The 20,569-nt window shown below is 63.7% G+C and carries 14 protein-coding genes and 2 pseudogenes; 4 read left to right on the top strand and 12 right to left on the bottom strand.

Annotation, left to right across the window (positions count from 1 at the left end):
- Positions 1-115: 115 nt before the first annotated feature.
- Complete coding sequence (locus Q1W40_RS06025; protein ID WP_300709939.1) at positions 116-898, bottom strand: SDR family NAD(P)-dependent oxidoreductase; 783 nt, start codon at positions 896-898, stop codon at positions 116-118.
- An 18-nt stretch (positions 899-916) separates the two neighbouring features.
- A complete protein-coding gene (gene fadB / locus Q1W40_RS06020; RefSeq protein WP_300709937.1) occupies positions 917-3,070 on the bottom strand; it encodes a fatty acid oxidation complex subunit alpha FadB in 2,154 nt (717 codons plus the stop codon).
- Positions 3,071-3,280: 210 nt separating this feature from the next.
- Between fadB and Q1W40_RS06015 the strand changes: the two genes are divergently transcribed.
- Positions 3,281-5,968: a LuxR C-terminal-related transcriptional regulator gene (locus tag Q1W40_RS06015; RefSeq protein WP_300709935.1), complete on the top strand. Its 2,688-nt coding sequence runs from the start codon at positions 3,281-3,283 to the stop codon at positions 5,966-5,968.
- Positions 5,969-6,039: 71 nt separating this feature from the next.
- Here the strand turns inward: Q1W40_RS06015 and Q1W40_RS06010 are convergent.
- From Q1W40_RS06010 to queC, 5 genes and pseudogenes are all read right to left on the bottom strand, one after another.
- Positions 6,040-6,926, bottom strand: a pseudogene (locus Q1W40_RS06010) (SDR family oxidoreductase).
- Positions 6,927-6,955: 29 nt separating this feature from the next.
- Positions 6,956-7,744 carry an enoyl-CoA hydratase-related protein gene (locus tag Q1W40_RS06005; protein ID WP_300709933.1) on the bottom strand — a complete coding sequence of 263 codons (789 nt, stop codon included), beginning with the start codon at positions 7,742-7,744 and terminating at the stop codon, positions 6,956-6,958.
- A 20-nt stretch (positions 7,745-7,764) separates the two neighbouring features.
- Positions 7,765-7,879, bottom strand: a pseudogene (locus Q1W40_RS06000) (CoA transferase); the annotation flags it as partial.
- A 99-nt stretch (positions 7,880-7,978) separates the two neighbouring features.
- Complete coding sequence (locus Q1W40_RS05995) at positions 7,979-9,025, bottom strand: homocysteine S-methyltransferase family protein (protein WP_300709931.1); 1,047 nt, start codon at positions 9,023-9,025, stop codon at positions 7,979-7,981.
- Between the two features lie 222 nt (positions 9,026-9,247).
- Entirely contained in the window at positions 9,248-9,967 is a 720-nt protein-coding gene (queC, locus tag Q1W40_RS05990) for a 7-cyano-7-deazaguanine synthase QueC (protein ID WP_300709929.1), read from the bottom strand.
- Positions 9,968-10,155: 188 nt separating this feature from the next.
- Here queC and recQ point away from each other — a divergent pair, with 188 nt between their 5' ends.
- Positions 10,156-12,036: a DNA helicase RecQ gene (gene recQ, locus Q1W40_RS05985; protein ID WP_300709927.1), complete on the top strand. Its 1,881-nt coding sequence runs from the start codon at positions 10,156-10,158 to the stop codon at positions 12,034-12,036.
- 15 nt (positions 12,037-12,051) lie between these two features.
- Here recQ and Q1W40_RS05980 read toward each other — a convergent pair whose 3' ends face one another.
- Positions 12,052-12,300 (bottom strand): DUF3297 family protein, encoded by a 249-nt coding sequence (locus Q1W40_RS05980; protein ID WP_300709925.1) that lies wholly within the window; start codon positions 12,298-12,300, stop codon positions 12,052-12,054.
- A 172-nt stretch (positions 12,301-12,472) separates the two neighbouring features.
- On the opposite strand from Q1W40_RS05980, the gene Q1W40_RS05975 reads away from it, so the two are divergent.
- On the top strand, positions 12,473-13,726 hold the full coding sequence (locus tag Q1W40_RS05975; RefSeq protein ID WP_300709923.1) for an Hsp70 family protein: 1,254 nt from the start codon (positions 12,473-12,475) through the stop codon (positions 13,724-13,726).
- Positions 13,727-13,796: 70 nt separating this feature from the next.
- Here Q1W40_RS05975 and Q1W40_RS05970 read toward each other — a convergent pair whose 3' ends face one another.
- Positions 13,797-16,034: an NADP-dependent isocitrate dehydrogenase gene (locus Q1W40_RS05970; protein ID WP_300709921.1), complete on the bottom strand. Its 2,238-nt coding sequence runs from the start codon at positions 16,032-16,034 to the stop codon at positions 13,797-13,799.
- Positions 16,035-16,314: 280 nt separating this feature from the next.
- Here Q1W40_RS05970 and Q1W40_RS05965 point away from each other — a divergent pair, with 280 nt between their 5' ends.
- Positions 16,315-17,028, top strand: a complete 714-nt coding sequence (locus Q1W40_RS05965) for a YebC/PmpR family DNA-binding transcriptional regulator (protein WP_300709919.1) — start codon at positions 16,315-16,317, stop codon at positions 17,026-17,028.
- Positions 17,029-17,082: 54 nt separating this feature from the next.
- Here Q1W40_RS05965 and Q1W40_RS05960 read toward each other — a convergent pair whose 3' ends face one another.
- The 3 genes from Q1W40_RS05960 to Q1W40_RS05950 form a co-directional block, all read right to left on the bottom strand.
- Positions 17,083-18,066, bottom strand: coding sequence for a tripartite tricarboxylate transporter substrate-binding protein (locus tag Q1W40_RS05960; protein ID WP_300709917.1), 984 nt, complete (start codon positions 18,064-18,066; stop codon positions 17,083-17,085).
- 87 nt (positions 18,067-18,153) lie between these two features.
- Positions 18,154-18,999 (bottom strand): fumarylacetoacetate hydrolase family protein, encoded by an 846-nt coding sequence (locus Q1W40_RS05955; RefSeq protein WP_300709915.1) that lies wholly within the window; start codon positions 18,997-18,999, stop codon positions 18,154-18,156.
- Positions 19,000-19,046: 47 nt separating this feature from the next.
- Entirely contained in the window at positions 19,047-20,567 is a 1,521-nt protein-coding gene (locus tag Q1W40_RS05950; RefSeq protein WP_300709913.1) for a bifunctional 3-(3-hydroxy-phenyl)propionate/3-hydroxycinnamic acid hydroxylase, read from the bottom strand.
- Positions 20,568-20,569 lie beyond the last annotated feature (2 nt).

Raw genomic sequence — 20,569 nt, 5'->3', positions numbered from 1 at the left:
TGTATTCCCGAAAGTTGGCCAATGAAGGTCATTCTGGTGTCCACACCCGCCCACCCACATCGTCAGAACAGACGATTTTGGGCAAAGCGGAGCGACAGAAAGCGGGGTGCGCGGCTCAGCGCGGTGCCATGCGGATGGCCCCGTCGATGCGGATGCACTCGCCGTTGAGGTAGCGGTTGGTGATCAGGGTTTCGGCCAGGTGGGCGTATTCGGGCGGCTCGCCCAGGCGTTTGGGGAAAGGCACGGTCGCGGCCAGCGCGGCCTTGACGTTGTCGGGCGCGGCTTGCAGCAGCGGGGTGTTGAAGATGCCGGGCAAGATGGTGTTGACGCGGATGCCGTCGCCCATCAGGTCGCGGGCAATGGGCAGCGTCATGCCCACGATGCCCGCCTTGCTGGCCGAGTAGCTGGCCTGGCCCATCTGGCCGTCTTGGGCGGCCACCGAGGCGGTGTTGATGATCACGCCGCGCTCACCGTCTTCTTGCGGCGTGAGGGTCAGCATACCTGCGGCCGACTTGGCAATGCAGCGGAAAGTGCCCACCAGGTTGATCTGGATGATGCGGTCAAAGTTGGCGGTGGGGAAGGACCGGATTTCGCCCGTGGCTTTGTCGCGGCTGGCCGTCTTGATGGCGTTGCCCGTGCCTGCGCAATTGACCAGGATGCGCTCCTGGCCCAGCGCCGCACGCGCTTTGGCAAACCCGGCATCGACCTGCTCTTCGGAGGTCACATCGACTTTGCAAAAGATGCCCCCCAGCTCTTGGGCCAGGGCTTCGCCCTGCGCCTCGTTCAGGTCAAACAAGGCCACCTTGACGCCATGGCTGGCCAGTTGCCTCGCCGTAGCCGCGCCCAGGCCCGAGGCCCCGCCGGTGATGACGGCGGTCACTTGTGAATCGAGTTTCATGGATGTGTCTCCTGGTGTTCAAACGGGGTAATAACGCTGCCCTGTGGCGGCCATCTCGCGCATGCGGGCGGTGGGGGCGTAAGCTGCGCCCAGGTGCTGCCAGCGTTCGCAGCGGGCCACCACTTCTGGCAGGCCCAGCCAGTCGGCGTATTTGAGCGGGCCGCCCGCGTAGGCCGGAAAGCCGATGCCCAGCAGCATGGCCATGTCCAGCTCGGCGGCGCTGCCGACCACGCCGTCTTCGAGCGCGTGCGCGGCTTCGACGATGAGGGGCAGCATCATGCGGTCCTGGATGTCCTGGGCGCTGAAGTCTTTGAGGCCCTGCGGCTGGATGGACGCCAGCAGCGCATGGCTGTCGGGCGCCGGGCTGCGGCGGGGTTTGCCATTCGGGTCGGCTTCGTAACGGTAAAAGCCGATGCCATTTTTCTGACCAAAGCGGCCCTGGCTGGCCATGAGGCGCAAGGCGTCGTGCTCGATGCGCGGCATGCGTTCGGGGTAACCGGCCGAAATCACATCGCTCACATGGCTGCCCGTGTCCATGCCCACCACGTCTTCCAGATAGGCCGGGCCCATGGGCCAGCCAAAGGCCTCCATGACCTGGTCCACTTTCACAAAGTCAGCGCCGTCACGCACCAGCTCCAGAAAGCCGCGCATGTAGGCGGTCAGCACGCGGTTGACCAAAAAGCCCGGGCAGTCCTTGACCACGATGGGCACCTTGCCCATGGCGGCCGCATAGCCCACGGCAGTGGACAAGGCCTCGGGCTGCGTGTGGCTGCCCTGCACCACTTCGACCAGCGGCATCACATGCACCGGGTTGAAGAAATGCATGCCTACAAAACGCCCGGGGTGCTTCAAGGCCGCCGCCATGTCGTCGATGCGCAGGCTGGAGGTGTTGGAGGCGATCAGGGTGTCTGCGCCGATGCGGCCTTCCAGGTCGGCCAGCACGGTTTTCTTGATGGCCAAGTTCTCGACAATGGCTTCCACCACGCAGTCCACCTGGTCGAAACCTTCAAACCCCAGTTGCGGGGTGATGGAGGCCAGCACCTGGTCGGCCTTGGCCGCGTCCATGCGGCCTGCCTTGACCTGGCGCTGCAGCAGCTTGTTCGCCTCGGCCATGCCTTGATCGAGTCCAGCTTGCTGGATGTCTTTCATGCGCACCGGCACCCCTTTGAGGGCGCTGGTGTAGGCGATGCCGCCACCCATGATGCCCGCGCCCAGCACAGCGGCGCGCTGCACGGGCCGGCCCGCCTTGGCGTGGCGCTTGGCGATTTTCTTGACCGCCTGGTCGTTCAAAAAGGTCTGCACCATGGCCACGGCCGCCTGGGTGCGTGCCACCTCGCCAAAGGCTTGGGCCTCCAGCGCCAGCGCCCCTGCGCGGTCACACAACGCCGCTTGGGCCATCATCTCGACCGCCATGCGGGCCGCAGGCTGGTGCGGCGCGCCGGTGCGTGCCATGCTGTCCAACTGGGCGGTGGTCATCGCCTGCACCTCGCTGGCGGCCATGGCCACGGGCTCTCGCTTGCGCTGCTGGCGCGCTGACCAGTCCACCTCGCCTTGCATGGCGCGGCGCAGCCAGTCCAGGGCGCGTTCGCGCAATTGTTCGGGTGGGGCCGTGTCATCCACCACCCCGGCGGCCAGCGCAGCGGCGGCCTTTTGGGGTTTGCCGCTGGCCACCCAGTCCATGGCAACGGCCACACCGGCCAGGCGCGACAAACGCACCGTGCCGCCAAAGCCCGGAAACAAGCCCAACTTGACCTCGGGCACCCCGATCTGGGCCGTGGAGGACATGACGCGCAGGCTGCCCGACACCGCCATCTCCAACCCGCCGCCCAGCGCAAAGCCATTGATCGCCACCACGGTGGGCACGGGCAGGTCTTCAAACGCGACAAACACCTCGTTGCTGTGGGCCACACCGGCGGTGATCTGCGCCGCCGACTGGCTGAACTTGGCACCGAACTCGGTGATGTCGGCGCCGACGATGAACACGTCCTTGGTGCTGCTGACCAGCACGCCCTTGAGGCCCGGCTGGGCCGCCAGCGCCTGGGTTGCCTGGCGCAACTCGTTCACGGTGCGGTCGTCGAGCTTGTTGATCGACTCGCCCTGGCGGTCAAACATCAGCTCAAACACCCCGGCTTCGGCCAGCGGAACGACTCGGATACTTTGGCCTTGAAACACTGCAACTCTCCTGATGGCGGCACGGTACCGTCTTGGCTTCAGTCTAAAAAGTTGCCACTGGCGTGGCATCGTCTTAAGCGACGAAATCAGGGCGGGTTTGAGCTTGTGCATGACAAACCGGTGACCGTGGCTGCCCAGCTGCTGGGCTCATAATGGAATTTGCCTTTTTAATCCCCCTTTGATCCCACTGGTTTGCCCTGACCTGCCTTCATGCCCGCCCCATTCGAACCCGACAACCTGACACCCCCCGTTTCAGCGAGTTCGATCACGCTGGGGCTGGAAAGCAAGTTCAATCCGCCCGCACACGACGCCTCGCAGGTGGCGCGTGCAGGCCTTTGCGAGACGATCTGCCGGGGTGCAGGACAACTGGTGCTGGTGCGCGCCCCGGCTGGTTTTGGCAAGACCACCGCCATGATGCAAGCGCGTGTGCGCCTGGAAGATGCAGGCGTGGCCACCGCTTGGCTGACACTGGACCGGGCCGACAACGACGTCTCGCGTTTTCTGAACTGCCTGGACACCGCCGTGCGGCAACTGGGCCTGCCGGGCAACGACACGGTGCAAGCCTTGTCGCGCATCGACACACCATTTGCACTGTTTCTGGACGAATTCGAAGCCATCCACGAGGCATCGCTGCTGAGCATCGTGCGCGAGATTGCGCACAACCTGCCGCGCCAAGGCTTGCTGGTGATTGGCTCGCGCGGCCTGCCGCAGATTGGCCTGGCGCGATTGCGGGTGCGTGGGCAATTGATCGAGATCGACGCCGAGCGTCTGCGCTTCAGCCTGCAAGACACTGCTCGGTTTTTTGAGCAGCGCCCGCACCCCCACAAACTCAGCGCCGACCAGCTGTTTCGCCTGCACGAAAAAACCGAAGGCTGGGTCGCCGCCCTCTGGCTGGCGGCCATGGCGCTGGACGGCGCGGTCGATCCGGAAGATTTTGTGACGCGATTTTCGGGCTCCAACCGGGCTGTGGCCGACTACCTGGCCGAAGATGTGCTGGCCCGCCAACCTGCTCACATCCGCCGTTTTTTGCTGCGCACCAGCATCCTCAGGCAACTCGACGCCTCGGTGTGCGCGGCACTCAACCCCCATGCCGATTGCGCAGCCCTCTTGCAACAGCTGGACACCGACCACCTGTTTTTGACGCCCGTGGCCAGCGAGCTGCCCACCTGGCGATACCACAGCCTGTTTGCCGACCACCTGCGCCAGCAGTTGCACAAAGAGTTTGCGGACGATGTGGCCCGGCTGCACTTGGCGGCCTCGGGCTGGTACGAATCACAAGGTCGCCCGGTGCCCGCGATCGAACACGCCATCGAAGGCGGTGACTTTCCGCTGGCCATGCAATTGCTGGAGCAACATGCAGAAGACTTTCTGGAGCAAGGCCGCATGCGCATGCTGTACCGCTGGTGCAGCAGCCTGCCTGCCGCCGAGCTGCGGCAGCGCCCGCGTCTGGTGATGGCCGCAATCTGGGCGACAAGCTTCACACACGGATCCTTCAGCGCCATGAACTTGCTGGAGCAACAAGAAGCCAGCGGCGTGCACGATGAACGCTTCAAAAACGATGCCATGTGTGTGCGTCCGCTGCTGCTGGCCATGCAGGACCGAAAAGAAGAAGCCATTGCAGCTGGTCGCAAAGCTCTGGACTGTTTGCCAGCGGGCAACTGTTTCGCCATCACCACATTGTTAAATGCCATGGCCCACACCACCGCCATGACCGGACACCCCAAACAAGCCCAAATGTTGCTGGATGCGGCCAAAAAGCAGCACAGCGACAACAGCACCTTCAACCGCATGTACAGCGAATCCACCGAGGGCTTGCTGGACTTGCAGCAAGGCCGCCTGCGCCAGGCCAGTGCGCGCTTTCGGCTGGCGGTGGACGCCACCCACGCGGTGAACCTGCTGCACACCCACGGCAACGCCTGGGCCGGGGTGCTGTACGCCAGCATCGTCTACGAAGCCAACGCGCTCGATGAAGCGGACCACCTGCTCAACGTCTATTTGCCGGTGGCCCGCGACGTGGGGCTGCCCGACCACATGATCCTGAGCCACGCCATGCGCTCGCGCATCGCCTTCATCCAGGGCGATGTGGACGCCGCGTGGCAAGCCCTCACCGAGCTGGAATACCTGGGCCACCAGCGCAAACTGCCGCGTGTGGTGGCCACCGCCAAACTTGAAAGGGCACGCCTGTTGCTGCTGCAAGGCCACGGCAGCGCCGCACACGACGAGCTGGAACGGGCCAATGACCCCGCCGTGTGGCAACGCGAACAAGACCAGCGCCTCCTGGCCAACGACATCGAATACCTGGCGCTGGCCCGCATCCGCTGGGAGACCGCCTTTGGCGACGCCGCACGCGCCCTGCGGCAAGCGGATGCCGAACTGGACGCCGCCGTGGCCGCCTCACGCCAGCGCCGGGTGCTGAGCTTGCGCCTGCTACGTGCACTGGCGCTGCAGCGCTTGGGGGACACACCGGCGGCCTTGTCCACGCTGGGCACTGCGCTGCAATGGGCCTGCCAGGAAGGCTTCATGCGGCAGATCATCGACGAGGGCCCTGCCCTGGGTGCGCTGGTGCAGCGCTGCCTGGCACAGCACAACAGCCGTGCGGTGCGCGACCCGCTGATGGGCGACTACCTGCAACGCTTGGTGCAGGCCTTCGGTCCGCTGCCGGTCGATGTGGACAAAATGCCAGCGCCCGCCCAAGGCCCCCTGGAGCCCCTCACGCGCAAGGAAATCCGGGTGTTGCAGTTGCTGGTGGAGGGCTACTCCAACAGCGCCATGGCGGAGAAACTTTACGTCTCGGACAGCACAGTGCGCACCCACTTGCGCAACATCAACATGAAGCTCGACGCCCACAGCCGCACCCAGGCCGTGGCGATTGCGCGGCGGCTGGGGCTGATCGGCTAAAGGCACCTCTTTTGTAGGAGCGACGCCCTCGTCGCGATCCTGCACAAACCATCGCGACGGGGGCGTCGCTCCTACAGCCGCTTGCGGCGGTCGGTCGCGTTGGTTTTTTCAATGTTCTGGCGGGCGTGTTGCCAATCGGCATCGCTCCAGCTGACCAAGTGTGCAAAGTTGCCACCCGTGGCCTGGTACTGCGCACCGTCGATGGCGATCGTCTGGCCGTTGAGATACTCCGAACCAGGCCCCATCAGGAACACGGCCAGGTTGGCCAGCTCAGGCATGCGGCCGGTGCGGCCCATCGGGTTGCGCTCAGCCTTGTGCTCGCCACCGCCCGGGTTCAGGCGCGCGCTCATGCCCTCGGTCGGGAACAGGCCGGGCGCGATGGCGTTCAGGCGGATGCCGCGCCCGCCCCACTCGACCGCCAGCGACTGGGTCATGGCATGCAGCCCGGCCTTGGCCATGGCCGAAGGCACGGTGAAGGCCGAGCCGTTCCACACCCAGGTGGTGAGGATGGAAATCACCGACGCTTTGCGCCCCTCGGCCAGCCAGCGCTTGCCGCATTCGAGCGTCATGTAGAAGCTGCCGCGGAACACGATGTTGGCAATCGCATCAAAGGCCCGCGACGACAGGTCTTCGGTGCGGCTCACAAAGTTGCCCGCCGCGTTGTTGATGAGCCCGTCCAGCGGGCCGTGCGTTTGCCAAATGTTGTCGAGCATGGCCTGGATCGCTTCGTCGCTGCGGATGTCGCACACCCAGGGCACCAAGCGTCGCCGTGCTGGGCCATCAACTCGCTGGCGGTTTGCTCGACCACCGCGCCACGTCGCCCGCAGATGTGGATTTCAGCCCCGAGCAGCAGCAGGGCCTCGCTCATCACGCGGCCCAGGCCCGTGCCCCCGCCCGTGACCAGCACGCGCTGGCCCGCCAGCAAACCGGGTTTGTAGATCAGATCGTCCAGTGTCATCGCGTGTTCTCCAAAGTGTCGGTGAGGCATCATTGACCGCTGTAGTGCGGCGGGCGTTTTTGCAAAAAGGCCTGCAGGCCTTCCTGAAAGTCTTCAGTCTGGGTGCACAGCACCTGCTGGCGGTCTTCCATGGCCATGACGGCTTCGAGGCTGCCCATGTCCAGACTCAGACCCAAGGCCTCTTTGGTCAAGCGCAGCCCCAGCGGCGTGGTGCGCAGCATGTCTTCAGCCAGGGCCTGCGCCTCCTGCTGCAGCTCGCTCAAGGGGGCCACCGTGCTCACCAGCCCCAGGGCATGTGCACGCGCCGCGTCCATGAAGCGACCGGTCAGCAGGTACTGCGCTGCCACCGAACTGCCCACCATGCGCGGCAGGAAATAGCTCACGCCCATGTCGCAGCCCGTGAGCCCGATGCGCAGGAACGAAGCGTTCATGCGGGCGTCGGGCGTGGCCAGCCGGATGTCGGAGGCCAGCGCCAGCGCAAAGCCGCCACCACTGGCCGCGCCCTGCACGATGCTGATGATGGGCTGCGGGCAGCGCCGCATGGCCAGCATGATGTCGCGGATGCTGTACTGCACCGCCAGCATGTCGCTGGTGCCCAGGTCCTGGCCGGGTTGCTCTTTGAGGTCCAGGCCCGCGCAAAAGCTGAGCCCCGCCCCTTGCAGGATGACCACGCGGATGTCGGTGCGCCGGTACAAGCCCTGAAAGCACTCGCGCAATGCCGTGGCCAGCGCGGGGTTCAAAGCGTTGAGCCGCTCGGGGCGGTTCATGGTCAGGCGCAGAACGCCGCCGTCTTGCTGGATATCGAGGATGTCTTGCATGGGGGGCTTTCAATCTGTTGCTTGCCAACGCGCACCACATCGGCCCCCAGGTCGGCCAGCACCATGGCACAAAAACGGCCCCGGGCCGATCCCGGCCATCTCGATCACCTTCATGCCTGTCAGCGGTCCCGCCATGCATCCACCTCTTGTGCGCCAGAGGGCGCGTTCTGAGGGTCATGGTGCCGCAGCGCTAGCGGCTGCACATCGTCTGTTCAGACGATGTCGGGCAAAGGATCAGGCCGCTTCTTTGTAGAAGAAACCGCCATGCACATTGCGTGGGGCCAGCGGACCCACCGCTTGGCTGATCGCGCCGATGTGGTCGGGCGTGGTGCCGCAGCAGCCGCCCACGATGTTGACCAAGCCTTCGGCAGCAAATTCGTGCAGCAGTCGGCTGGTCACTTCGGGCGTTTCGTCAAAGCCGGTGTCGCTCATGGGGTTGGGCAGGCCGGCGTTGGGGTAGCAGCTGATGAAGGTGTCGCCCGCGACCTTGTTGAGTTCCTGGATGTAGGGGCGCATCAGCGTGGCACCCAAGGCGCAGTTCAGGCCAATGGCCAGGGGCTGGGCATGGCGCACGCTGTGCCAGAAAGCGGTCACGGTCTGGCCACTCAAGATGCGGCCGGAGGCGTCGGTCACAGTGCCGCTGATGATCAGAGGCAGGCGCTCGCCGCTGGCTTCAAAGAATTCTTCGATGGCGAACAGCGCGGCCTTGGCGTTGAGCGTGTCAAAAATGGTTTCCACCAACAGAACGTCGGAGCCGCCTTCGACCAGGGCTTCGACCTGCTCGTAATAGGCGGCGCGCAATTCTTCAAAAGTCACATTGCGGGCACCGGCGTCGTTCACGTCGGGGCTGATGCTGGCGGTTTTGGGCGTGGGGCCCAAAGCGCCGACCACAAAACGCGGCTTGTCGGGGGTGGAGAATTTGTCGCAAGCGGCGCGGGCCAGCTTGGCGGACTGCAGGTTCATCTCACGGGCCAGGTGCTGCATGTCGTAGTCGGCCTGGGCCACGGTGGTCGCGCCAAAGGTGTTGGTCTCGATCATGTCGGCCCCGGCAGCCAGATAGCCTTCGTGGATGTCGCGGATCACGTCCGGGCGGGTCAGGCTCAGCAGCTCGTTGTTGCCCTTGACGTCTTTGGGGAAGTCCTTGAAACGCTCGCCCCGGTAGTCGGCTTCGGACAATTTGAAGCGCTGGATCATGGTGCCCATGGCCCCGTCGAGGATGGCGATGCGGGTTTTCAGGATCTCGGGCAGCGCCTGGGCGCGGGTGTAGGTCAGGGGTTTCATGGGGTGTATTGTAAAAAGGGTCAGCGGTAGACCCTGATGGATCCCGGATCAAGTCCGGGATGACATGCAAGCAGTCCGGAATGACATGCAAGCCGTGCGGGGTAACACGTTCTAAATCCGGGGTAACACGCTCAAAGCCTAAGGTGGTATTTACCAAGTTCGGGCGATGCTCAAAATGTCACCCCGGGCGAAGACCCGGGGTCCATGTGGGCACGACCAGGCTCAAGTCTTGGCGTACCGCGCAAAGCCCGCCGCCCTGAGCTGGCAAGCCGGGCACTGGCCGCAGCCATACCCCCAGTCGTGGCGCTGGCTGCGGTCGCCCAGGTAGCAGGTGTGGGTGTGCTCCACGACCAGGTCCACCAGCGCTTGCCCGCCGCCTTGTGCATCGGCCTTTTGGCCCAGATCGTGCGCCAACTGCCAGGTCTGGGCCTTGTCGATCCACATGAGTGGGGTTTCGATCAACAACTTGCGGTCCATGCCCAGCGACAAGGCCACCTGCATGGCCTTCATGGTGTCGTCGCGGCAGTCGGGGTAGCCCGAAAAATCGGTCTCGCACACGCCGGTGACGATGACCTGCAAGCCCCGGCGGTAGGCCAAAGCGGCCGCCAAGGTCAGGAACAGCAAGTTGCGTCCCGGCACAAAGGTGTTGGGCAGGCCCGAGCTTTCCATCTCGATGGCCGTGTCTCGGGTCAAAGACGTTTCGCTGATCTGGCCCAGGATGCCCGCATCCAGCAGGTGGTCTTCGCCCAGCTTGGCAGCCCATTGCAGGAATCGCGCCTTGATGGCCGCCAGCACGTTCAGCCGGGCGTCCAATTCCACTTTGTGGCGCTGGCCGTAGTCAAACGCGAGGGTTTCAACGCGTTCGTAACGCAACAAAGCATGGGCCAGGCAGGTGGTGGAGTCTTGGCCACCAGAAAACAGAACAAGGGCAGAGGTGTGCATGGGCTGGGATGTTAACGCTGTCCATGGTCTTGTGTGGGTGAGTGGGGGTGGGCACAGGGTGACGATTTTGGCGTACCCCCGCCGTATGAGGAACCCGGTGCCCGCCCCCACTCACCCACACAAAACCCGCCAAAAACGCACGCTCAATAGCGGACAATCACCACCTCTACAAAGCTGCCACATCCCACGTGTCCCCTCACCTCCCCATCCTGCGCGAAGTATTTGGCTACGACGCCTTTCGCGGCCCGCAGCAAGCCATCATTGACCATGTGGCAGCCGGGGGCGATGCGCTGGTGCTCATGCCGACAGGCGGGGGCAAATCACTGTGCTACCAAATCCCGGCCATTGCGCGCCAGCGGGCAGGCCACGGCATCACCGTCGTCGTCTCGCCGCTGATCGCGCTGATGCACGACCAGGTGGGCGCGCTGCACGAAGCGGGTGTGAGTGCGGCGTTTCTCAACTCGACCCTGACCAGCGAAGAGGCCAGCGACATCGAACGCCGCTTATTGCGCGGCGAAATCACGCTGCTGTATGCCGCACCCGAACGTGTAACCACCTCGCGCTTTTTGGCGCAAATGGATTCGCTGCTCGAGCGCGGGCTGCTGAGCTTGTTTGCCATTGACGAAGCGCATTGCGTGAGCCAATGGGGCCACGACTTTCGGCCCGAGTACCGGGGCCTCACGGTGCTGCACGAGCGCTACCCCAGCGTGCCGCGTGTGGCGCTCACGGCCACGGCCGATGCGCTCACGCGGGCCGACATCGTCGAGCGGCTGCAGCTGGAAAGCGCCGAGCTGTTCATCAGCAGCTTTGACCGGCCCAACATCCGCTACACCATCGTCGAGAAAAAAGACGCCAGCACCCAGCTGCTGCGCTTCATCGAGCGCGAGCACCCCGAAGAGGCGGGCGTGGTCTATTGCCAGTCGCGCAAGCGGGTCGAAGAGGTCGCGGCCATGCTGTGCGAAGCGGGCATCCATGCCCTGCCCTACCACGCGGGGCTGGACGCGGCCGTGCGCCAGCGCCACCAGAACGAATTCCTGCGCGAAGAGGGCGTGGTGATGGTCGCCACCGTGGCCTTTGGCATGGGCATCGACAAGCCCGATGTGCGCTTTGTGGCGCACCTGGACATGCCCAAAAACATCGAAGGCTACTACCAGGAGACGGGCCGCGCCGGGCGCGATGGCCTGGCGTCGGACGCGTGGATGGCCTATGGCCTGCAAGACGTGGTCAACCAGCGCCGCATGATCGACGAGAGCCCGGCAGAAGAAGAATTCAAACAGGTCATGCGCGGCAAGCTGGACGCGTTGCTGGCCCTGGCCGAAGCCACCGACTGCCGCCGGGTGCGGCTGCTGAGTTACTTTGGCGAAGCCTATGCCAAGAGCGACGAGGCGCAAGGTGTGTACATGCCCTTTTGCGGCAACTGCGACAACTGTCTTCAACCCCCCGAGGTTTGGGACGGCACCGACGCCGCACGCAAGCTGCTGTCCACCGTCTACCGCACCCACCAGATCAGCGGCCACAGCTTTGGCGCGGGCCACACCATGGACATCGTGCGCGGCAAGAAGACCGACAAGGTGGTGCAGCGCGGCCACGAAAGCATCAGCACGTTTGGCCTGGGTGCCGAATACAGCGAACAACAACTTCGCGCCGTGATGCGCCAGCTGATCGCGATTGGCGCATTGCATGTGCACACCGAGGACGGGTTCAGCACCCTGCACCTGACCGAAGCCTCACGCGCCGTGCTCAAGGGCGAAGTACCGGTGCAGCTGCGCGAAAGCACCAGCCAGCGCAGCGACAAGAAAAGCCGCTCACGCAGCGCCCCCAGCCCGGCAGCAGCCAACCTGGGCCAAGACGCGATGGTGCGCTACATCAACCTCAAGGCCTGGCGTGCCGAAGTGGCCAAAGAGCACAACCTGCCGGCCTATGTGATCTTCCACGACGCCACGCTGGCTGCCATTGCCGAGCACGCACCGCAAAGTCTGGCCGACCTGCAAGGCATCAGCGGGCTGGGCGTGAAAAAGCTCGAAGCCTATGGCGAGCAGGTGCTGCGGGTGTGCAAGGGGGCGGCGTGATGCCACCCCAAAATATCAGCGGTAGAACGCCTCGACCTTGCCCTTGATCTTGATCAGCAGGGGCTGACCTTTGCGGTCCAGCGTTTTGCCGGCGGGCACACGCACCCAGCCTTCGCTGATGCAGTACTCCTCCACATCGTTGCGGTCCTTGCCGTTGAAGCGGATGCCGATGTCGTGCTCGAACACGGCGCGGATGTGGAAAGGGCTGCGCGGGTCGATGGACAGGTGATCGGGCAATTCAGGGCGCTGTGTGGCTTCGGTCATGGGTGACTTTGAAAGTGGAATACGAACGGGTTCCGATTTTCCACGATTTGCAGCGCCCTCTGCGCGAAAAACAGCCTGCGGGCTGGCACAATCGCCGGTCCTCAAACCGGCATCGGCACATTCACACCGATGCCTTGCTTTCCCCGGCACAGCCCGTGCCACGCTCCTGCTCATGACCTCATCGCACCCCGGCACGCTCGGCATTGATTTCGGCACTTCCAATTCGGCCATGGCCTGGGCCGACCCACTGGGCACCTCCCGCTTGATCGCTTTGGAGGGCGATGCCCTGGCCATGCCAACGGCCGTGTTCTACAACGCCGAAGACGGCACCACGCATTTTGGGCGCGATGCCGTTGGCCACTACCTGGAGGGGACCGAGGGCCGCTTGATGCGCTCGCTCAAAAGCCTGCTGGGCAGCCCACTGCTGATGGAGACCACCCAGATTGGCCACCAGCAAATCAGCTTTCAGGACATCATCGGCACTTTTTTGACCACGCTGCGCGAACGCGCTGCAGCCTCGCTGGGCTTTGCGCCCACACGGGTGGTGATGGGCCGGCCCGTGCACTTTGTGGACGATGATGCCGAGCGTGATGCGCAAGCCGAAACCTCGTTGCGCCAAGCGGCGCAGGCTGTGGGTTTTGAAGAGGTGTCGTTTCAGCTGGAGCCCATCGCTGCGGCACTGGACTACGAGCGTCGCTTGACGAAGGACAGCACCGTGCTGGTGGTCGACTTGGGCGGCGGCACCTCGGACTTCACGGTGGTGCGCCTGGGGCCTGAGCGCATGCAGCAAGCCAACCGCAGCGCCGATATTTTGGCCACCACGGGCGTGCACATTGGCGGGACCGACTACGACCAAAAACTCAGCCTGGAACAGGTCATGCCGCTCTTGGGCTACCGGCACCTCGGGCCGGAGCTGCGCGAAGTGCCCAGCCGGGTTTTCTTTGACTTGTCGACCTGGCACCTGATCCATTGGCAATACCAGCCCAAAGCCATCGCGCACGCCAAGACCCTGCGCAGCAATTACAGCGACCCGCGCCTGCACGAACGATTGATGCAGGTGCTGACCGAGCGCCACGGCCACCTCATGGCCCACGAGGTGGAACAGGCCAAGATCCGTTGCTCGGTCACCGATGCGGACACGCGCATTGACCTGTCCTTGATCGAGCCCAGCCTGCAAGCGGCCCTGGGTGTGGCCGACATGCAAGCGCACTTGGCGGGCTTGCTGGAGCGCACCGTGGCTTGTGCACGCCAATGCGTTGAGGCAGCCGGTTTGAACGACAGCCAGATCAACGCGATTTACCTGACCGGTGGTTCATCGGCGTTGCGCACGTTTCAGCGCGCCTTGCAAACCGCTTTTCCCGATGTGCCGCTGGTCGAGGGCGATCTGTTTGGTGGCGTGGCGTCGGGCTTGGCTTACAGCCGCTGAGAGACCGAAGCGGCCATGAAAAAAGCCACCCGGGCTTGCGCTCGGGTGGCTTTCAGGACCGGTTAACCGATCAGGCCTTGACGCTGGCCAGGGCCGCGTTGAAGGTCGCGCTGGGGCGCATGATGGCGGCCAGCTTGGCTTGGTCGGGCATGTAGTAGCCGCCGATGTCGACTGGCTTGCCTTGCACGGCGTTCAGCTCGTCCACGATCTTCTTCTCGTTGTCGGTCAGTTGCTTGGCCAAAGGCGCGAACTGGGCTGCCAGCTCTTTGTCTTCGGTTTGTGCAGCCAATTCCTGAGCCCAGTACATGGCCAGGTAGAACTGGCTGCCACGGTTGTCGAGCTGACCGGTCTTGGGCGAGGGGTTCTTGTTGTTGTCCAGCAGTTTGCCCGTGGCGGCATCCAGCGTGGCCGACAAAACCTTGGCCTTGTTGTTGCCGGTTTTCAGGCCCAGGTCTTCCAGCGACACGGCCAGGGCCAGGAATTCACCCAGCGAATCCCAGCGCAGGTGGTTTTCTTCCACCAGCTGTTGCACGTGCTTGGGCGCAGAGCCGCCGGCACCGGTTTCGTACATGCCGCCGCCGGCCATCAAAGGCACCACCGACAGCATCTTGGCCGAGGTGCCCAGTTCCATGATCGGGAACAGGTCGGTCAGGTAGTCGCGCAGGATGTTGCCGGTGGCGCTGATGGTGTCCAGGCCGCGCACCACGCGCTCCAGGGTGTAACGCATGGCACGCACCTGGCTCATGATCTGGATGTCCAGACCGGCCGTGTTGTGCTCGTGCAGGTACATCTTGACCTTGGTGATCAGCTGCGCTTCGTGCGGGCGGTACTGGTCGAGCCAGAACACCACCGGCATGCCCGAGTTGCGCGCGCGGGTCACGGCCAGCTTGACCCAGTCGCGGATGGCGGCATCCTTGACCTGGCACATGCGCCAGATGTCGCCCTGTTCCACGTCCTGGCTCAGCAGCACTTCGCCGGTGGCCAGGTCGGTGATGTTGGCCACGCCGTCTTCGGTGATCTCGAAGGTCTTGTCGTGCGAGCCGTATTCCTCGGCCTGCTGGGCCATCAGGCCGACGTTGGGCACCGTGCCCATGGTCTTGGGGTCGAACGCGCCGTGCCATTTGCAGAAGTTGATGATCTCCTGGTAGATGCGGGCGAAGGTCGACTCGGGCATCACGGCCTTCACGTCCTTCAGGCGGCCGTCGGCGCCCCACATCTTGCCGCCGTTGCGGATCATGGCGGGCATGGAGGCGTCCACGATCACGTCGTTGGGCGAGTGGAAGTTGGTGATGCCCTTGGCCGAGTCCACCATGGCCAGCTCGGGGCGGTGTTCGTGGCAGGCGTGCAGGTCACGCTTGATTTCGTCTTGCTTGGACTGGGGCAAGCTGGTGATCTTGTTGTACAGATCGGCCATGCCGTTGTTGACGTTCACGCCCAGTTCCTTGAACAGGTCGCCGTGCTTTTCAAAGGCTTCCTTGTAGAAGATCTTGACGCAGTGGCCGAACACGATGGGGTGCGAGACCTTCATCATGGTCGCCTTGACGTGCAGCGAGAACATCACACCGGTCTTGCGGGCGTCTTCGATTTCCTTTTCGTAGAACTCGACCAACGCCTTCTTGCTCATGAACATGCTGTCAATGACTTCACGGTCGAGCAGGGAAACCTTGGGTTTGAGGATGATGGTTTTGCCGCTCTTGGTGATCAGCTCCATCTTCACGTCGCGGGCGCGGTCCAGGGTCATGGACTTTTCACCGTGGTAGAAGTCGCCGTTGTGCATGTGCGAGACGTGCGAGCGCGAAGCCTGGCTCCACTCGGCCATGCTGTGGGGGTTCTTGCGGGCGAACTCTTTCACGGCGCGGGGCGCGCGGCGGTCCGAGTTGCCTTCACGCAGAACGGGGTTCACGGCCGAGCCGGTGCACTTGGAATAACGGGCCTTGAGGGCTTTTTCTTCGTCGGTGGTGGGGTTCTCGGGGTAGTCAGGCAGGGCGTAACCCTTGGCTTGCAGTTCCTTGATGGCGGCGGTCAACTGACCCACCGAAGCGCTGATGTTGGGCAGCTTGATGATGTTGGCTTCGGGCTTGAGGGTCAGCTTGCCCAGCTCGGCCAGGTTGTTGGGCGCGCGTTGTTCGGCAGGCAGCAGGTCAGAAAACTCACCCAGGATACGACCGGCCACCGAGATGTCGCTCTCGGCCACTTCGATACCGGCCGAGGCGGTGAAGGTGCGGATGATCGGCAAGAAAGAAGCGGTGGCCAACAAAGGGGCTTCGTCGGTCAGGGTGTAAATGATTTTGGATTTGTCTGCTGCCATGGGTCGTCTCGTCATCAGGGATGTGAAAAATGAATATGTGCCCGGCGGTGTGTCGGGCAGATTCGCTCAACCGCCCTTTTAAGGCGGATTAACCCGACACTTTATCTCAAATGGCGCCCTGTTTTGCTTACGGGTGCCCACATCCGAGCCATCGTGCCCAGCCCCCCGACAGCCGGGCGATTAAACTGGCAGCCTTGCAACACGCGCCAGACCAGCTGAGCTGGCGCCCGATGACCCGGCCAGCGCCTTGAGCACGGCCACCAACCTAGAAAGACACCCCATGGGCGCGCAATGGAAAGCCAAAGGCAAAGCACAAGCCGCAGACGCCAGAGGCAAATTGTTTGGCCGCTTGGCCAAGGACATCATGATCGCGGCCCGCAACGGCGCCGACCCGGCCGCCAACTCGCGCCTGCGCCTGGTGGTCGAGCAGGCCCGCAAGGTCTCCATGCCCAAGGAAACGCTGGAGCGCGCCATCAAGAAGGGCGCGGGCCTGTTGGGCGATGCGGTGAGCTTTGACCGCGTGATCTACGAAGGCTTCGCGCCGCACCAGGTGCCGGTGATGATCGAGGTGCTGACCGACAACGTCAACCGCACCGCGTCCGAAATGCGCGTCCTGTTCCGCAAAGGCCAGCAAGGCACATCGGGCTCGGTGTCCTGGGACTTTGACCATGTGGGCTTGATCGAGGCCGAACCAGCCCAAGCGGACGCGGACGCCGAACTGGCCGCCATCGAAGCCGGTGCACAGGACTTTGAGCCCGCCGACGAAGACGGCGTGACGGTGTTCATCACCGAAGCGACCGACCTGGACCTGGTCAGCCGCGCCCTGCCCAACTTCGGCTTCACCGTGGTGTCGGCCAAACTGGGCTACAAACCCAAAAACCCGGTCGACCCGGCCAACCTGAGCGCCGAGCAGCTCGAAGAAGTCGAGGCCTTTTTGGGCGCCATCGACAACAACGACGACGTGCAAAACGTGTTTGTGGGTCTGGCCGGTTAAGACCGCCGCGCCACCCGCAAAGCCAAGGGGCTGTTCACACGGCCCCTTTTTTTATTACTCGGGCTTGATGCCGATGGTCTTGACGATGCCCGCCCAGCGGGTTCTTTCGGCCCGCATGAAGGCGTCAAACTCGGCCACGTTCATCTTGGTCTCCGGGATGGAGCCCAGCGTCAGCAGGCGCTGTGCCACTTCCGGCTGTTTGAGCACCGCTTCCAGCTCGCGGCTGACGTTGTCCAAAATGGCCGCAGGCGTGCCCGCAGGCGCAAACAGGCCGTTCCAGCCGGTGTATTCAAAACCGGCAAAGGTCTCGGACAAAGTGGGCACAGACGGCTGGTTGGCCGTGCGTTGCGCCGAGCTCACCGCCAAGGCCTTGATCTGGCCCGAACGGATGTAGCTGAGCAAAGCCGCCTCAGGCAAACAGATGAAGTTCACCCTGCCACCGATCAGGTCCTGAATAGCGTCTGGCGCTTTGTTGTAAGGCACGTGCGTGAACTTGATGCCCGCCATGGCCGCAAACGAATCGGCCAGCATGCCCGAGAAGGTTTTGGGGCCTTCGGTGGCCATGGCCAGTTTGTCGGGCTGGGCCTTGGTTTGGGCAATCGCGTCGGCCAGGCTGTTGCCGGTGAAGGCTGGGCCCGCTGCAATCACAAACGGGCTGCGACCGATCAAACGGACGGGCGCAAAGTCTTTTTCAGGGTCGTAAGGCAGCGCCTTGAAGGTGAAGACGTTGGTGACCATGGCCGCGGTGGTCGCGTAATAGAAGGTGTAGCCGTCTGCGGGCGAGCGCATGGCCGCTTGGGCGCCAATGACGTTTTGGCCCCCCGGGCGGTTGTCCACCACGATGGGCTGGCCCAAGCGGCGGCTCAGGTTGTCGGCCACAAAACGCGCCAGGATGTCGGGACCAGAACCGGCGGGTTGCGACAAGATCCATTTGATGGGCCGCGCGGGCCAGGCCTGTGCCCAGGCCACACCCTGCAAACCCGTGGCCACGGCGGCGGCCGCACCCAGCAAGCCCTTGTTGAACGATCGTCTTTGCATGCTTGTCTCCTGTTTCATTATTAAAAAGTCACACGTTTGAACCTGCGGCGACGCCATGCCCCATCTTGCAAAGAAGGGGCCATGCCGTCAAAGCTTTTCTCTTTCGACGCGGTTGCGCAGCACACCGATCTTGGACACCTCGATCTCGACCAGGTCGCCCTCTTTCATCCACACCGGCGGCTGGCGGCGAGCGCCCACGCCACCGGGCGTGCCGCTGACAATCACGTCGCCGGGGGCCAAGGTGGTGAAGGTCGAGACGTACTCGATCAAGCGCGGGATCGGAAAAATCAGCATGGCCGTGGTCGCGTGCTGCATGACCTGGCCATTCAGGCGGGTGGTCAGGCTCAGCTCTTCGCCATCGGCGATCTCGCCACGGGTGACCAAAATAGGGCCAAAGGCACCGGTGCCCACAAAGTTCTTGCCGGGCGTGAACTGCGTGGTGTGGCGCTGCCAGTCACGCACCGAGCCGTCGTTGTAGGCGCTGTAACCGGCCACGTGCTCCCAAGCCTGGTCGCGGGCAATGCGGCGACCGCCCTTGCCAATCACCACGGCGATCTCGCCTTCGTAGTCGAAATGGTCCGACTCGGGGGGCATCAACAAGGGTTGCAGGTGCCCGGTTTGCGAATCGGCCACGCGCAAAAACACAGTGGGGTTTTCGGTCTTGTCGCGCTCGGTCTCCACGCGGTGCTCTTCGTAGTTGTGCCCGATGCAGATGATCTTGCCGGGGTCGGTGATGACGGGCAAATACGTGATCTGCGCCAGCGTGCAGGTGTCAGGCTGACCCTGGGCTGCAGCGCCCAGTTTTTCGAGCATGCCATCGGCCAGAGCGCTGCGCAAAGTGGGGTAGTTGGCGCTGCCCAGGGAAACGACGCCGGTGTCGGTGGCCAGGCCCCAAGAGGCTTGGCCCTGAAATGAATAGCTGAGGAATTTCATGGTGGTGTTGCAGTGAGGAAAGTGAAATCGGTTCAATAAAAAGGCATTCAGGGCCTGAGCGCCAGCAACGCCGCCTGGAGGTCTTGCGCGGTGTTGAACGCGCCGTAAACGTAATGGTCCGGTCGCACAAGCGCGGCTTGGCAGCCCATGCGTTCGAACCAGGCCTCCAGCACGCCGGAGGACTCTTGGAAACCCGGCGCATTCAAGCCTTGCACCCGAAGGTTCAGGCCAGGATGTGCGTGGGCAGCCGCTTGTGAAAATGCCGCCTCCGCGCCGGTTTGGAGCAGCAAGCGCCAGCCACAAGCGAGCAACTCGTCCATGCGCACTGGGCCTGTGGCCTGCTCGATCCAGGCTTGCGGGAACAAAGTGCCCACGGCCGCATGCCCCGAGCCGTCGAGACAGCCCCCGACCAGCGCGGGCTGGACGTTCTGCCGTGGCATGGGCTTGACCTGACCGCCGCATTCGGCCAGCAAACGGGCGTCACGCTCCCTGGCCTTTTGCACATCGCGCTGGCCGACCAATTGGCCAATGCCCTTGATGCGCGAGGTCAGCTCGGTCACATGGCCTTTGCGCTCGGTGCCATAGCTGTCCAGCAAAGCATCGCTGGCGCGGCCTTGGAGCACATCGGCCAGCTTCCAGCAAAGGTTGGCCGCATCGCGGATGCCCTGGCACATGCCCTGGCCCAAAAACGGCGGCTGCTGGTGCGCGGCGTCGCCCGCCAAGAACACCCGCTTGTGACGCCAATCCTTGGCCACCAAGGCATGGAACTGGTAACTCGCCTGCCGCCACAGTGTGGCCTCATCGGGCTGCAGCCAACGCGACAAGAGCTTCCAGGTGGCCTCGGGCGTGGCCATGGCTTGGGGGTCTTCGCCGGGGTTGAGGGCGATTTCCCAGCGGCGGTGGTTTTTGGGGCCGATCACATAGGTGCACGGCCTTTGCGGCTCGCAGTACTGAACGCTGACCTTGGGCAGTTTGGCCAGACCTTTGTTGTTGACCAGCACATCGACCACCAGCCAAGGTTCGTCAAAACCCAAGTCTTGCAATTCGATGCCCACCTGTTTGCGTGCAAAGCTCGACGCCCCGTCGCAGGCGATCAGGTAGCGTGCCGAGACCTCTCGGGTCTGGCCTTGCGCATCGGCCACGGTGAGCGTGACCGCGTCATCGCTTTGCTGCAGGCCGGTGACTTTGCAACCCAGTTCAACCTGCACCGAGGACATGCCGCCCACACGTTCGCGCAACAACTTTTCCATGGCCGGCTGGGTGAACACCAGCGATGGCGAGAAGGCCAGCGGGTAAGGCGGCGCCACGGTGGACATGCATTTGATCAGCTGGCCGTCCACCCCGTAAAACTCGGAGTTGGTGAAAGGCTCCATGAACGGCTCCAGCGCCTGCGCGATGCCCAGCTGCTGGAACACCCGCATGATTTCATGGTCCAGCGCAATCGCACGGGGCTTGTCGTACACCTCGGTCAACTCGTCGCAGACGAAGGTGCGGATGCCTTGCAAGCCCAACAGGCCTGCGGCCACCGCGCCGGTGGGGCCAAATCCGATGATGGCAACGTCGAACACGG

It is taken from the genome of Limnohabitans sp., assembly GCF_030158565.1.
GTDB lineage: Bacteria > Pseudomonadota > Gammaproteobacteria > Burkholderiales > Burkholderiaceae_C > Limnohabitans_A.
Note: the sequence above shows the minus strand (reverse complement) of the source record. Positions and strands in the feature narration are given on the sequence as shown.